Here is a 14,483-nt window from a genome sequence, read left to right on the forward strand (position 1 = left end):
GAACGTCGGCCGTCCGTACCGCTCCGTGCGGCTTCGGACAACAATGCTGGGGTACCGTCAGAAGAACTGTCTTATCAAACTCACTATGGCAGGAGGGACGGGGCGACTCCGCTCCGTATGGATGGACGTGAAGCGATACTTCCGTGGGCCGGTCATGTGGATCGTGCTGGCCGTCCTTGCCGTGGTCGTGTTGATGCAGGTCGTCGGCTCGTCCGGCGGCTACAAGACGGTGGACACCGGCCAGGTCGTGGCGGCGATCAACGCGAACAAGGTCCAGTCGGCCAAGCTCACCACCGGTGACGAGCAGACCGTCAAGGTCACGCTCAAGGACGGTCAGAAGGTCGACGGCAGCTCGAAGATCCAGGCGAGCTACATCGGCGACCAGGGCGTGGCCATTGCCGCCACGCTGCAGACCAAGTACCAGGACAAGCAGATTCCGGACGGCTACACGGTTTCGCCGTCCAAGCAGAACCCGTTCGTCGGCGTCCTGCTCTCGTTGCTGCCCTTCGTCCTGATCGTGGTCGTCTTCCTGTTCCTGATGAATCAGATGCAGGGCGGCGGCTCCCGGGTCATGAACTTCGGCAAGTCCAAGGCCAAGCTCATCACCAAGGACACCCCGAAGACGACCTTCTCCGACGTCGCCGGCTGCGACGAGGCCGTCGAGGAACTCCACGAGATCAAGGAATTCCTCCAGGAACCGGCCAAGTTCCAGGCCGTCGGCGCCAAGATCCCCAAGGGCGTGCTCCTCTACGGCCGCCCCGGCACGGGCAAGACCCTCCTCGCCCGCGCGGTCGCCGGCGAAGCGGGCGTCCCGTTCTACTCGATCTCCGGTTCCGACTTCGTCGAGATGTTCGTCGGTGTCGGTGCCTCCCGGGTCCGTGACCTGTTCGAGCAGGCCAAGGCGAACGCCCCGGCGATCGTCTTCGTCGACGAGATCGACGCGGTCGGCCGCCACCGCGGCGCCGGCCTCGGCGGCGGTCACGACGAGCGCGAGCAGACCCTGAACCAGCTGCTCGTCGAGATGGACGGCTTCGACGTCAAGGGCGGCGTCATCCTGATCGCCGCCACGAACCGTCCCGACATCCTCGACCCGGCGCTGCTGCGCCCCGGCCGCTTCGACCGCCAGATCGCGGTCGACCCGCCGGACCTGCAGGGCCGTCTGGAGATCCTCAAGGTCCACCAGAAGGGCAAGCCGGTCGCGCCGGACGTCGACCTCGCCGCCGTCGCCCGCCGCACCCCCGGCATGACCGGCGCCGACCTCGCCAACGTGCTGAACGAGGCCGCGCTGCTCACCGCCCGCAGCGACCAGAAGCTGGTCGACAACAAGGCGCTGGACGAGGCGATCGACCGCGTGGTCGCGGGCCCGCAGAAGCGGACCCGGATCATGTCGGACAAGGAGAAGAAGATCACCGCGTACCACGAGGGCGGCCACGCCCTGGTCGCGGCGGCCTCGCCGAACTCCGACCCGGTGCACAAGATCACGATCCTCTCCCGCGGCCGCGCCCTCGGCTACACGATGGTGCTCCCGGACGAGGACAAGTACTCGACCACCCGCAACGAGATGCTCGACCAGCTCGCCTACATGCTGGGCGGCCGCGCGGCCGAGGAACTGGTCTTCCACGACCCGACCACCGGCGCCGCCAACGACATCGAGAAGGCCACCAACCTGGCCCGCGCGATGGTCACGCAGTACGGCATGACCGAGCGGCTCGGCGCGATCAAGTTCGGCGGCGACAACAGCGAGCCCTTCCTCGGACGTGAGATGGCTCACCAGCGCGACTACTCGGAAGAGGTCGCCGCGCTGGTCGACGAAGAGGTCAAGAAGCTCATCGAGACCGCGCACAACGAGGCCTGGGAGATCCTGGTCGAGAACCGCGACGTGCTCGACCAGCTCGTCCTTCACCTGCTGGAGAAGGAGACCCTGGGCAAGGAGGAGATCGCCGAGATCTTCGCCACGATCCACAAGCGCCCGCCGCGGCCCGCGTGGACCGGCTCCTCCCGTCGCACGCCCTCCACCCGCCCGCCGGTGCTCTCCCCCAGGGAGCTGGCACTGACCAACGGTGCGAACGGCTCGACGGCGGCGATCAGCACGGTGAAGTCCACGGCGACCGAGTCCGCCCCGGCGACGGAGTCCCCGGAGGACCGCACCGACAGCTGACCGCTTTCGGCCAACCGGCCCGGAATGAATGCCGCGCCCCTCGGGTTCTAGCCTGGGGGGCGCGGCGCTTTTGCATGTCCGCACAGAGAACGCGTGGTCATACGCGTGACAGGTACAGGAACGAGGAACCAGATGACCGACCCCGTGACCCTGGACGGTGAAGGCACCATCGGTGAGTTCGACGAGAAGCGTGCCGAGAACGCCGTACGGGAACTGCTGATCGCGGTCGGTGAGGACCCGGACCGTGAGGGCCTCAGGGAGACGCCGGCCCGGGTGGCACGGGCGTACAGGGAGATCTTCGCGGGACTGTGGCAGCGGCCCGAGGACGTCCTGACGACGACGTTCGACCTGGGGCACGACGAGATGGTGCTGGTGAAGGACATCGAGGTCTACTCCACCTGCGAGCATCATCTGGTGCCGTTCCGGGGCGTCGCCCACGTCGGCTACATCCCGTCCGTGACCGGGAAGATCACCGGCCTGTCGAAGCTGGCCCGGCTCGTGGACGTCTACGCCCGCCGCCCGCAGGTGCAGGAACGACTCACCACGCAGATAGCGGACTCGCTGATGGAGATCCTGGAGCCGCGGGGCGTCATCGTGGTCGTGGAGTGCGAGCACATGTGCATGTCGATGCGGGGCATCCGCAAGCCGGGCGCGAAGACCATCACCTCGGCGGTGCGCGGTCAGCTGCGCGACGCGGCGACGCGCAACGAGGCGATGAGCCTCATCATGGCGCGCTGACCGAGCGCGTCCGCGGGGCCGGTGGTCAGGCCACCGGCTCTGCGCCCGGGTGGTTCTGGTCCTCGTCCTCGGGCAGTTTGCAGACCCGCTCCAGGAACAGGGCCGCCGCTATCACGGCGATGCCGGCCAGGACCGAGAAGCCGGCGTAGAGAGCCTGGTCGCGCCGGGCGGGGATGTCGAGCAGCTCCAGCAGGAAGATGCCCGTGCCGCCGTACATTCCGGCGACGAGGGCGGCCACCAGGGCGCTGGCCTGGCCGAAGACGACCGCCCGGGCGGCCATCAGGGGATCGACGCCCTTGGCGCCGGGGCGGCGCTCGCGCTGCGCCTTGAAACGGGCGCGCAGCGAGAGCGCCGTGGCGAGCAGGACCACCGCGATCAGGGCCAGCACGATGGGGGCGGCCAGCGGGACGCTGGGGAGCGTCCCCACCGAGTTCCACAGGCGGGCGGCCGCCCAGGAAAGGACTCCGGCCACGACGAACACGCCTGCCAGCACCCTGATGCGCAGCTGTTTCACGGTGTCCCTTCAGTTCCCCCGGACCGATCCCGGACAGTGGTCGTCTTGACCTTAACGACTACTCGGGCAGTCGGAGTTCCAGGTCCGCGCGGGCTTCGATGCCTTCGCGGGTGACGACCGACAGGAGTTCGGCCACCGCGCCGAGGCCCGGCAGGTGCGCCTCGGGGTCGATGTCGTGCCAGGGAGCGAGCACGAAGGCGCGCTGGTGGGCGCGCGGGTGGGGGAGGGTCAGCTGCGGGTCGTCGGAGGTGACGTCCGCGTACGCGACGATGTCGACGTCCAGGGTGCGCGGTCCCCAGTGCTCGTCGCGGACCCGGTTGAAGGCCTCCTCGACGGCGTGCGCCCGCTCCAGGAGGGAGGACGGGGGCAGGGTGGTCTTCAGGACCACGATCGCGTTGTAGTAGGAGGGCTGGGTGCCCGGCTCGACACCCCACGGCTCCGTCTCGTAGACCGGCGAGACCGCCTTCACACGGACGCCGGGAGTGTCCTCCAGGGCGTCGACGGCCCCCTGGAGGGTCTCCAGGCGGTTGCCGAGGTTGGAGCCGATGGAGATCACGGCTCGTTTGGGGTTGCTCAGCGTCGTGTCGGCGGCGTCGACCTGTTCGACGACGGAGGCGGGCACCGGCTGGACGGTCGGGTCGCTCTGACCCAGGGCGAAAGGTCGGGTCATACTCGGCTCCGGGTGATGGTGACGGTCACGTCGTCGAAGGGGACCGTGATCGGTGCGTCCGGCTTGTGGACGCAGACCTCGACCTCCTGGACTCCATCGTGCTTCAGGCAGGCCTGGGCGATCCGCTCGGCGAGCGTCTCGATGAGGTTCACCGGCTCACCTTCGACCACGGCCACGACCTCCTCGGCCACGATGCCGTAGTGCACGGTCTTCGCCAGGTCGTCGTCGGCGGCGGCGGGCCGCGTGTCCAGGCCGAGGACGAGGTCCACGACGAAGGTCTGGCCCTCCTCGCGCTCCTTGGGGAACACGCCGTGGTGCCCGCGGGCCTTCAGGCCGCGCAGCGCGACACGATCCACGCGAATCACTCCTGCAATCGTCGGGAACGACCGGCCCGCGCCGCGTGCGGGCGGCACACCGGTCTCTGACGAATCTACCTGCGGGCACTGACACGGCCGGGTTACGGGGCCGAGGGCGGGGGCTTGGACGCGGAGGGTTCACCGCGCGTTTCCCCTGGGGAACCCGGTCGCATCATGGGCTGGTAGCCGCACCTACCCCGGGGTTCGTGATTCCAACCACTTCTTGGTCCCTGTGGGGTGCGGACCCCCCTCAGATGCGGGGATCGCCGTCCGGATTGGAGCCCTTCGTTCCGTTCTGGCCGTTCTCCTCGTCCTCGTCGGTTTCGGCGAGGACGGGCGAGGCGTGGTGCGACCAGATCTTCCAGCCGTCGGGCGTGCGCCGGAACACGTTGGTGGCGACCACGAGCTGCCCGACCAGGGGGCCGAGCTCCGCGCCGTCCTCAGGGGCCGGGCCACCGCTGAGGATGTTCTCGGTGCAGGTCACCAGCGCCGTGTCACCGGTGACGGAGACGTGCACGTCGGTGAGGAAGAACTGGATGTAGTCGGTGCTCGCCATGATCAGCGCGTACGACCTGAGGACCTCGCCGCGGCCGGTGAGCACCGGCCAGCCCGGGTGTACGCAGGAGATCACGCCGGTGTCCGCCGGGTCGTGGTACTCCTCGTCGACGCCCAGGTCGGACGGGGTGAGCCAGAGCGTGGACAGTTCTTCGAAGTCGCCGCGCTCCATCGCCTCGTAGTAGGCGGTGTTGGCGGCCTCCACCTGTTCGACGTCGGTGTGGGGGGCGCTCACCGCGCTCCTTCCACGGCCCGGGCGACCCGCACCGCGTCCGCTGTGGCGCGCACCTCGTGCACGCGCACCGCCCACGCGCCGGCGTGCGCCGCGAGCGCGGAGACGGCGGCCGTGGCGGCGTCGCGTTCGCGGGCCGGCGGGGGTGCACCCTCGGGACCGGCGAGGACGCGCCCGAGGAACCGCTTGCGGGAGGCGGCGACGAGCACGGGGTGCCCGAGGGCGTGCAGGCGGTCGAGGCGGGACAGGAGAGTGAGGTCGTGCTCGGCCTCCTTGGAGAAGCCGAGGCCCGGGTCGACGACGATCCGGTCGGGGGCGATGCCGCCCTCCAGAACGGCCTCCACGCGCGCGTGCAGCTCGTCCACGACCTCGGCGACGACGTCCTCGTAGCGCCCCTCGACGTTGCCGCCCTGCAGGAAGCCGCGCCAGTGCATGACGACGAAGGGGGCGCCGGCGGCGGCGACCACGGGGATCATCGCGGGGTCGGCGAGGCCGCCGCTGACGTCGTTGACGAGGGCGGCTCCGGCGGCGAGGGACTGTTCGGCGACGGAGGCGCGCATGGTGTCGACGGAGACGACGACGCCTTCGGAGGCGAGACCGCGCACCACGGGGATGACCCGCCTGAGCTCCTCCGCCTCGTCGACGCGGGTGGCGCCGGGACGGGTGGACTCGCCGCCCACGTCGACCAGGTCCGCGCCCTCGGCGGCCAGGTCCAGGCCGTGCTTGACGGCGACGGTGGTGTCGAACCAGCGGCCGCCGTCGGAGAAGGAGTCGGGGGTCACGTTCACGACGCCCATGACCGCACACCGGTCCCATGCCGGAAGGCCTGCCACTCGGCGGCGCCCGCTGAGGTTGTTCATACGTTCAGCGTAGGCCCAGGAGGGGCCCCGATTGCGCCGCGGCCCGGGTGGGGCCCCGAACGCGCCGGGGCCCGGGCGGAAGCCCCTGTGCTGGAGGGGGTGGGGCTTCCGCCCGGGCCGGTCAGGGGCCGTTCCGGGCTTGGTGCTGTGTGCTCTGTGTTTCGTGTTCGTGCTCTGTGCTTCGCGTTCGGCTTCGTGCTTCGTGCTTCGTGTCTCGTGCTGTGGGCTTCGCGCGGGACTCGGCGGGGCCGGGCCGGGGTCAGGCCGCTCGGACGTCGTGTTCGCCCACCGCGTGCGCGCAGGGGCGCGCGGCGGACGCCCGGCGCCTGCGCAGGGCGCGCGGGAGCGGGAGGGCGAGGTTGACGAAGCCCTCGGCCTGCATGGTGGCGAAGCCGATGCGCGGCAGGTCGGTGGTGGCGCGGTACACGATGAACCGCGGCTCCCAGCGCGGCTGGAACTTGGCGTTGAACTTGTAGAGCGACTCGATCTGGAACCAGCGGGAGAGGAACACCAGCAGCCCGCGCCAGGCCCGCAGCACCGGGCCGGCGCCGATCTTCTCCCCGCGCGCGAGGGCGGAGCGGAACATCGCGAAGTTCAGCGAGACACGGGTGATGCCGAACTTGGAGGCGGCCTGCAGGGCGGCGACGATCAGCAGTTCGTTCATGCCGGGGTCGGCACTGCGGTCGCGGCGCATCAGGTCCAGCGAGGCGCCGTCCTTGCCCCAGGGCACGAAGTGCAGGATCGCCTTCAGGTCGCCGTACTCGCCGGGCTCGTCGTCGGCCTTGTGGGCGGTGGCGATCAGACAGTCGCCGTCGGTGGGGTCGCCGATGCGGCCGAGCGCCATGGAGAAGCCGCGCTCGGTGTCGGTGCCGCGCCAGTCCTCCGCCGCCAGGCGGATGCGCTCCAGCTCGGCCTCGCCGAGGTCACGGATACGCCGTACCCGGGTTTCGTAGCCGGCCCGCTCGATGCGCTTGACCATCTGTCGCACGTTGCGCATCGCGCGTCCGGCAAGCGAGAAATCCGCCACGTCGACCACCGCCTCGTCGCCCAGTTCCAGGGCGTCCAGGCCGGTCTCGCGGGTCCACACCTCGCCGCCGGTCTCCGAGCAGCCCACGACCGCCGGGGTCCAGGAGTGCGCCTTCGCCTCGTCCATGAAGCGCTCGATGGCGCCGGGCCAGGCCTCGACGTCGCCGATCGGGTCGCCGCTGGCGAGCATCACGCCGGAGATGACGCGGTAGGTGACCGCGGCCTTGCCGCTGGGCGAGAAGACGACCGCCTTGTCGCGGCGCAGCGCGAAGTGGCCGAGGGAGTCGCGGCCGCCGTGCTTGACCAGCAGGGCGCGCAGCTGGGACTCGTCCTCCTCGGTGAGGCGCGCGGCCGGGTGCTCGGGGCGGAAGGCGAAGTAGATGGTGGTGACCGCGGTCAGCCAGCCGAGGGCGCCGAGGGAGAAGGCAACCGTCCAGGAGGTGGTTCCGTCGTAGTCCAGCGGGCCCTCGAAGCCGAACAGGCCGTAGACGACGTGCGTCAGCCGGTCGGCCAGGCTCGGGTCACCGACCATGCGGTTCGGGTGCACGCTGACGATGACCAGCCCGAGGACGAGGGACGCGGCCCCCATCAGGACGAAGTTGGCGAGCGCGCGCCAGCGGCTGCGCGGATCGGGCAGGGCGGTGAACTCGTTGCGGTGGCGCAGCAGCGGTACGAGGAGCGCCACCGAGATGAGCACGCCGATGACCGAGTGCCGGTAGGCGAACTCGGCGAAGGCGCCGGCCGGCAGCAGGGCGACCGCGGCGCGCCACGCCCGGCGCTTGCGCCGCCTGAGTCCGTGGGCGAGTAGCAGCAACAGCACACCGGCGCTGAGCGAGAGAGCCGCGGCGAAGGGCCCGAAGGAGCCGGGCAGCACCTCCGCGATGGCGTGCATACGGCTGTGGCGGAAGCGCGGGAACACCCCCGCGGCAATGTCCAGAACGCCCACGACGGCGCACGCCCTGGCAACCAGCGTCGGGACGGCCTCGGGACGCGGGCCGCGCAGTATGCGCCGCGCCCGGCTTGATCGGCCCGGAACCCCGCCCGACAATTCCCCATCTATCCTGACAGACATCGCATCCCGTAGTTCTGCGAGAGACCTTGAACCCGGTGCCGATCGGGCATCCGGCGACATTGCGCCCTCTAGGACGGTGTCACGGGGAGAGAGGTTCACTCCCCACCGGAAAGTCGGGTCAAAGGCCAAGGAAAGCCCCGGGCAAGCCCCTGCGACGAAGTCGTGGGCGGGCGGGCGGAAAGCGCAGGCAGGAAGCAGCTCATGGGTCTTACGAGCAATAAGGTGCTGGTACTGGCGATCATGATCGCTGTGGTGTTGTTCGTCGGCACGGTGTGGCTGTGGCCGCAACTCGCCCGGCAGAACTGGCGGGCCGTCAGCGGACGTGTCGGCCTCCTGCTCGCCACGCAACTGGCCCTGTTCTCCTCTCTGGGGATCGCCGCCAACCAGGCCTTCGGCTTCTATGCCAGCTGGGCAGACCTCTTCGGCAAGGAGACCGACCAGGGTGTCGTCATCGACCACAGCGCCCAGGGCGGGACGGGCGGTCCGCTCCAGGTGGTGTCCTCGGCGTCGGTGAAAGGCGCCGGCGGCTCGCGGCCGGAGACGGGCGGGCAGATCCAGAAGGTGGACATCATCGGGCGCAAAACCCATATCGCCACACCGGCGTACGTCTACCTGCCGCCGGAGTACTTCCAGCCGCAGTACCGCACGCGCACGTTCCCGGCGGCCGTGGTGCTCACCGGCTACCCCGGTACGGCGCAGGCGCTGGTGGACAAGCTGAACTACCCGCGCACGGCGCAGCAACTGGCCAAGAACGGGCGGATGCAGCCGATGGTCCTGGTGATGCTGCGGCCGACCGTGGCGCCGCCGCGCGACACGGAGTGCGTGGACGTCCCGGGCGGGCCGCAGTCGGAGTCGTTCTTCGCCAAGGACCTGCCGGATGCCGTCCTGGCCCACTACAGGGTCGGCAAGCGGCCCGGCAGCTGGGGCATCGTCGGCGACTCCACCGGCGGCTACTGCGCGCTGAAGCTCGCCATGCACCACCCGGGCGTCTACGCGGCCGGCGCCGGTCTCTCGCCCTACTACAAGGCGCCGATCGACCCCACGACCGGCGACCTCTTCCAGAGTGACAGGAATCTGCAGAATCGTGCCGACCTGTGGTGGCTCCTCAAGCACGAGCCCGCGCCCGACACCTCGCTGCTCGTCACCAGCAGCAAGATCGGCGAGCACAACTACAAGGACACGCTCAAGTTCATTCAGCAGGTGCAGGGCACGAACCTGACCCGGATCTCGTCGATCATCCTGGACAGCGGCGGCCACAACTTCAACACCTGGCGGCGGGAGATCCCGGCGACCCTGCAGTGGCTCAGCGGGCGGCTGACCGACCGCTGAGCCGCCGTGTGCCTGATGCCCCGTGAAGCCTGCGGTATGGAGGTGTTTTTACGGGGCGGGGGCCCACGATCCGCCTACGCGCGGTAAGTTTCTGGCCATGCCACGTGGACGCCACCGCCATTCCCCGCCTTTGCACCGGCTGTTGCCTCCCTCGGCGATCGCCGGTGTCTCCGTCGTCTGCGCGCTGGGTCCCTGGGTGTTCTCCGAGGCCACGGTGCTGCGCACGCTGGCTGCTGCCGCCGCGGCGACGGCAGTCGTCGGTGCGGTCGTGATGCGCCGCTGGGACAGCTCGGCGGGCAAGCAGGTCGCCGACCTCTCACGCGCGCGTGCCAGTGACGAGTGGCGCTTCGAGGAGCGCGTCGCCGAACTGGAGAGCGACCTGGAGGAGTCGCGCGAGCTGCGCACCAAGCTGGAGCAGCGGCTGCGCGCCAAGCGTGCGGAGCTGGCCGGGCTGCGCAACGAGCACGCGGCTCTGCTGCGCCGCTACGCCACGGCGGAGACCGAGCGTGCGAGCGCCCTGGAGGGACGCCGGCTGCTGGAGATCGAGACGGCCGAGCCGTCCGGTGCCCTCGCGCTGCCGCCCGCGCGCAGCGCCGAGCCGCCGGCACTGCAGGAACCCGAGTCCCCGGAGGCATCCGGGTCCCTGGAGGATTCCGCGTCCCCGGAGGCATCCGCGTCCCCGGAGGAACCGGCCGAGGTCGGTCCGCGGCCGGCCGTGGTGTTCTCGCCCGAGGGCTCGCGCCTGTACCTGCGGGCCGCGGCGGCACTGGCCCGGTTCGGCTCCGACGCCGTCGCAGAGCCTGAGCCCGCGAAACCGTCCACCGGGGACGAGCCGGTACGGCCGTCCGCCGAGGACCCGTCCGAGCCGACGACTGCGTCGCCCGAGGCGGCGGCTGTGCCGTCCGAGCCGGTGCGGCAGTCCGCGGAGGCCGTGTCTGCCGCGAGTGAGCCGGTGCGGCAGTCCGCCGAGGGCGCGTCCGCCGGGGACGAGCCGGTACGGCCCTCCGCCGGGGCCGCGTCCGAGCCGATACCTGTGTCGGCCGAGGCGGCGCCTGAGTCGGCCGAGACGGCGGCTGTGTCGTCCGAGCCGGCGCCTGCGTCGCCCGAGGCCGCGGCTGTGTCGGCCGAGCCCAGGAAGCACACTGCCGGGTTCGGGGCCGCGCGGTCCGCGTCCGCGCAGGCCGAGCGCGCCGCCGACGGAACGGGCGCCTCCGGGGCGGACGGTGTGCAGGAGACGTCCGGGGCTGCCCGCGGCGAAGGCGTGGCCCAGGAGGGCGAAGCAGAGGGGCAGTCCGAGGCGGCCGACTCGCACGCGCGCGCGGCCGCCGCCCCGACGACGCCGGCCGACCCCGCGATCCCCGCGGGCCGGCAGGGCGACGGGCACTTCACGGTGCCGACCGCGGTGGCCGTCGTACCGGCCGCGCCCGCGCGCCCGGTGGTCGAGGGCGGCTTCGATTTCTTCGGCACCCAGAAGCAGACGTCGTCCGCCGCGCTGGACACCGTGCAGAACGAGGACCTCGCGGACGTCGTCGGCCAGGAGGCCCTCGCGCTGCACAAGGCCGAGGCCGAGGCGGAGTTCAAGTCGGCCGACCCGCAGGCGCGCGGCGTCGGCCAGGTCATCGACCTGACGGCGCACGACGAGACGGAACAGATCGACCTCCAGGGGCTGCGCAGCGCGGCTTCCTGAGGCGTCGCAAGGACACCGAGCCCGGTCCGCCCACGAGGGGCGGGCCGGGCTCATGCCATCCGAGGGCGGCCGGGTCTCACGTCGTCCGGTGGTTCCGGGCTCGCGCTGTCCGGCGGTCGGGCTTCACACAGCCGGCGGTTCCGGGCCCACGCCGTGCGCCGGATCCGGGCTCACGCCATCCAGCGGTCCGGGCGGGCGTCCCTGCGGCCGGTGCGGGACCGCTCCGCCTGGGCGCGCAGCAGCCGCGCGGCCTCCTCGGCGTCCCGCAGACGGGCCGTGACGCTCTTGTCGGCGCCGGTGTCCACATGGACGTCGGCGAGCCGCCACAGGCGTTCCCAGGGCCCCTGGGTGAGCCGGACACTCTGCACCTTGGCGTGCGGGACCAGGGCCAGGCGGCGGCGCAGCAGGCCGCGCCGCGCGGCGAACACCGTGTCGGTGACCGCGAGGCCCTGCCCGCGCCACCACAGCGGAACGCGCCACCCGGCCCGCCGCGGCGGCCGCGACAGCGACGCCGGCACGGTCACCCCGGGCAGCACCTGCGCTATGACCGACTCGGCGACCGCGCGCGGGGCGACCGGCACCAGCACCGAGTTGTCGGACCCCGCCACGTCCAGTTCCACCCGCACCCAGCCCAGCCACCGCCACAGCAGCGGTTCCACGATCCGCACGGTCTGCACCCGCCCCGGCGGCACCGTCTCGTGCGCGCGGTCGAGCAGCCCGTGGTCGATGCGCAGCCCGTCCGGGGACTCGCCCACCGTCCAGTCGTACTCGGCGACGAACCGCCCGGCGCTGCGCGCGCCGGCCGTGCCGAGCAGCGGCAGCGCGACGGCGAGGACCGTCCACACACTGTGGGTGGCGAACCACAGCACGGGCGGTACGACCAGGGCGGCGGCCAGGGAGCCCCAGGTGGCGCCCGTCAGCGCCAGGGAGAGCGCCAGCTCGCGCGGGGGCACGTGCAGCAGCTCGTGCGCGGGCGCCTCGCCCACCTCGCGCGCCGTCTCGGGCGCGAAGCCCGCCGCGCGCGCGAGCAGTTCCGCGCGCAGGACGCGCGCCTCCCGCTCGCCCAGAAAGGCGAGTTCGTCCTTCTTGTCCGCTCCGACGACGTCGATCCGCAGCTTGGCGACCCCCGCCACGCGCGCGAGGAGCGGACGGGTGACGTCGACCGCCTGGATGCGTTCCAGCCGGATGTGCGCCGTGCGCCGGAAGAGCAGTCCGGTGCGTATGCGCAGTTCGGTGTCGGTGACCGCGAAGTGCGTGAACCACCAGGACAGAAAGCCGTAGAGGCCGGCCACCGGGACCAGCACGGCGACGCCGGCGAGCAGCATGGTGGAGGTCAGCCGCTGCAGCTGCTCCTGCGCCCCGCCCGGGTCGTGCACGCCCCACCCGGCGAGCACGGTGACCGGCGCCCACGCCCGCCGGAACGGCGTGACGGGGTGCAGCCGCCGCTCGGCGACGGACGGGCGCACCGCTGCGTCGTCGAGGCCCGGAGTCGTCACAGGCCCGCCGATCGGGCCTCGCCCAGCTCGGTGAGCCGGTCGCGCAGCCTCTCCGCCTCGGCCGGGTCCAGCCCCGGTACGGTCGCGTCGGTCGCCGCGGCCGCGGTGTGCAGCTGCACGCTGGCCAGCTTGAAGTAGCGCTCGACGGGCCCCGAGGTGACCTCCACCAGCTGCATCCGCCCGTACGGCACCACGGTCTCCTCGCGCCACAGGACACCCCGGCTGATCAGCAGGTCGTCGGCGCGCTCGGCGTACCTCCAGGAGCGCCAGTTGCGGCCCAGCAGCCGCCATCCCCAGGCCGCCAGGGCCAGGGGGAGCAGCGCGAAGGCCGCCCAGGGCCATCCCGCGAGCAGGCCGGGCAGCAGCCCCGCCACCAGGGCGAGCACGCCCGCCCACACCATCAGCAGCAGCCTGCGCATGCGCAGCAGGCCGGGCGGGAGCCCCCGCCACACCGGCTCGTCGCCCGCCACCCCGGTCGTCTCCGGGCTCCCCGTCTCCATGGGCCCAGCGTACGTAGGGGAAACTGGGTCCATGACAGCGACGGAGACCACGGTCGGCGTCGGCGGCGCCGCCGAGAGCACCGACATGGTGCTCAACATCGGCCCCCAGCATCCGTCCACACACGGCGTGCTGCGGCTCAAGCTCGTGCTGGACGGGGAGCGCATCCAGCATGCGGAGCCGGTGATCGGCTACATGCACCGGGGCGCCGAGAAGCTCTTCGAGGCCCGGGACTACCGGCAGATCATCATGCTCGCCAACCGCCACGACTGGCTGTCGGCGTTCTCGAACGAGCTGGGTGTGGTCCTCGCCGTGGAGCGGATGCTCGGCATGGAGGTCCCCGAGCGCGCGGTGTGGACGCGCACCCTGCTCGCCGAGCTGAACCGGGTCCTGAACCACCTGATGTTCCTCGGGTCCTACCCGCTGGAGCTGGGCGGGATCACGCCGGTGTTCTACGCGTTCCGGGAGCGCGAGGTGCTCCAGAACGTCATGGAGGAGGTCTCCGGCGGGCGCATGCACTACATGTTCAACCGCGTCGGCGGCCTCAAGGAGGACCTGCCGGCCGGGTGGACGACGCGCGCGCGTGACGCCGTCGCCGCGGTGCGTTCCCGCATGGACGTCTTCGACGACCTGGTGCTCGGCAACGAGATCTTCCGGGGGCGTACCCGGGGTGTGGGGACGCTCGCGCCCGAGGCCGTGCACGCCTACGGCGTGAGCGGGCCCATCGCGCGCGCCTCGGGCGTCGACTTCGACCTGCGCCGCGACGAGCCGTACCTGGCCTACGGCGATCTCCAGGACACGCTGAAGGTCGTCACCCGCGGCGAGGGCGACTGCCTCGCCCGCTTCGAGTGCCTGCTGGAGCAGACCCACAACGCGCTGGACCTCGCCGACGCCTGCCTCGACCGGCTCGCCGAGCTGCCGCCCGGGCCGATCAACCAGCGGCTGCCCAAGGTGCTCAAGGCGCCCGAGGGGCACACGTACGCCTGGACCGAGAACCCGCTCGGCATCAACGGCTACTACCTGGTCAGCAAGGGTGAGAAGACCCCGTACCGGCTGAAGCTGCGCTCGGCGTCCTACAACAACATCCAGGTGCTGACCGAGCTGCTGCCCGGGACGCTGGTGGCGGACATGGTGGCGATCCTGGGGTCGATGTTCTTCGTGGTCGGGGACATCGACAAGTAGGACGCCGCGGGCAGTCGCAGGCCGTCCCAGCGCCTTCCGGCTGCCCCTGGCCGTCCACCGCTCCTCGCCGCCCCCCTGGCTGTCCCCCCACCTGTCCCCCTGGCCGTCCA

General features: G+C 71.5%; 13 protein-coding genes. 5 read left to right on the forward strand and 8 right to left on the reverse strand.

What is annotated here, in order from left to right; translation table 11 throughout:
* Window positions 1-121 precede the first annotated feature (121 nt).
* Window positions 122-2,158 (forward strand): ATP-dependent zinc metalloprotease FtsH, encoded by a 2,037-nt coding sequence (ftsH, locus tag ACFZCP_RS32765; RefSeq protein WP_362692672.1) that lies wholly within the window; start codon window positions 122-124, stop codon window positions 2,156-2,158.
* A gap of 132 nt (window positions 2,159-2,290) precedes the next feature.
* Entirely contained in the window at window positions 2,291-2,896 is a 606-nt protein-coding gene (folE, locus tag ACFZCP_RS32770) for a GTP cyclohydrolase I FolE (protein ID WP_391434380.1), read from the forward strand.
* 25 nt (window positions 2,897-2,921) lie between these two features.
* On the opposite strand, the gene ACFZCP_RS32775 is transcribed toward folE, so the two are convergent.
* From ACFZCP_RS32775 to ACFZCP_RS32800, 6 genes are all read right to left on the reverse strand, one after another.
* A complete protein-coding gene (locus tag ACFZCP_RS32775; protein ID WP_391434383.1) occupies window positions 2,922-3,410 on the reverse strand; it encodes a DUF3180 family protein in 489 nt (162 codons plus the stop codon).
* 58 nt (window positions 3,411-3,468) lie between these two features.
* A complete protein-coding gene (gene folK, locus ACFZCP_RS32780; protein ID WP_362692663.1) occupies window positions 3,469-4,080 on the reverse strand; it encodes a 2-amino-4-hydroxy-6-hydroxymethyldihydropteridine diphosphokinase in 612 nt (203 codons plus the stop codon).
* Complete coding sequence (gene folB / locus ACFZCP_RS32785) at window positions 4,077-4,436, reverse strand: dihydroneopterin aldolase (protein ID WP_362692660.1); 360 nt, start codon at window positions 4,434-4,436, stop codon at window positions 4,077-4,079. Before folB ends, folK begins: the two co-directional genes overlap by 4 nt.
* Before the next feature lie 250 nt (window positions 4,437-4,686).
* Window positions 4,687-5,226: a nuclear transport factor 2 family protein gene (locus tag ACFZCP_RS32790; protein WP_362692657.1), complete on the reverse strand. Its 540-nt coding sequence runs from the start codon at window positions 5,224-5,226 to the stop codon at window positions 4,687-4,689.
* The gene (gene folP / locus ACFZCP_RS32795; protein WP_391434389.1) at window positions 5,223-6,083 is read right to left on the reverse strand and encodes a dihydropteroate synthase; all 861 of its coding nucleotides are present in this window, start codon (window positions 6,081-6,083) and stop codon (window positions 5,223-5,225) included. Before folP ends, ACFZCP_RS32790 begins: the two co-directional genes overlap by 4 nt.
* 259 nt (window positions 6,084-6,342) lie before the next feature.
* Window positions 6,343-8,157, reverse strand: coding sequence for a phosphatidylglycerol lysyltransferase domain-containing protein (locus ACFZCP_RS32800; protein WP_391434557.1), 1,815 nt, complete (start codon window positions 8,155-8,157; stop codon window positions 6,343-6,345).
* 225 nt (window positions 8,158-8,382) lie between these two features.
* On the opposite strand from ACFZCP_RS32800, the gene ACFZCP_RS32805 reads away from it, so the two are divergent.
* Window positions 8,383-9,510: an alpha/beta hydrolase-fold protein gene (locus ACFZCP_RS32805; RefSeq protein WP_391434392.1), complete on the forward strand. Its 1,128-nt coding sequence runs from the start codon at window positions 8,383-8,385 to the stop codon at window positions 9,508-9,510.
* Window positions 9,511-9,607: 97 nt separating this feature from the next.
* A complete protein-coding gene (locus ACFZCP_RS32810) occupies window positions 9,608-11,197 on the forward strand; it encodes a hypothetical protein (RefSeq protein ID WP_391434396.1) in 1,590 nt (529 codons plus the stop codon).
* 170 nt (window positions 11,198-11,367) lie between these two features.
* Here the strand turns inward: ACFZCP_RS32810 and ACFZCP_RS32815 are convergent, their stop codons facing one another.
* Both ACFZCP_RS32815 and ACFZCP_RS32820 read right to left on the reverse strand, forming a co-directional pair.
* Window positions 11,368-12,693: a PH domain-containing protein gene (locus tag ACFZCP_RS32815; RefSeq protein WP_391434399.1), complete on the reverse strand. Its 1,326-nt coding sequence runs from the start codon at window positions 12,691-12,693 to the stop codon at window positions 11,368-11,370.
* Entirely contained in the window at window positions 12,690-13,193 is a 504-nt protein-coding gene (locus ACFZCP_RS32820) for a PH domain-containing protein (RefSeq protein ID WP_391434402.1), read from the reverse strand. Before ACFZCP_RS32820 ends, ACFZCP_RS32815 begins: the two co-directional genes overlap by 4 nt.
* Window positions 13,194-13,224: 31 nt before the next feature.
* On the opposite strand from ACFZCP_RS32820, the gene ACFZCP_RS32825 reads away from it, so the two are divergent.
* The gene (locus ACFZCP_RS32825; RefSeq protein ID WP_391434405.1) at window positions 13,225-14,373 is read left to right on the forward strand and encodes an NADH-quinone oxidoreductase subunit D; all 1,149 of its coding nucleotides are present in this window, start codon (window positions 13,225-13,227) and stop codon (window positions 14,371-14,373) included.
* Window positions 14,374-14,483 lie beyond the last annotated feature (110 nt).

The sequence above is a fragment of the Streptomyces sp. NPDC007971 genome, assembly GCF_042958635.1.
Classification (GTDB): Bacteria; Actinomycetota; Actinomycetes; order Streptomycetales; family Streptomycetaceae; genus Streptomyces.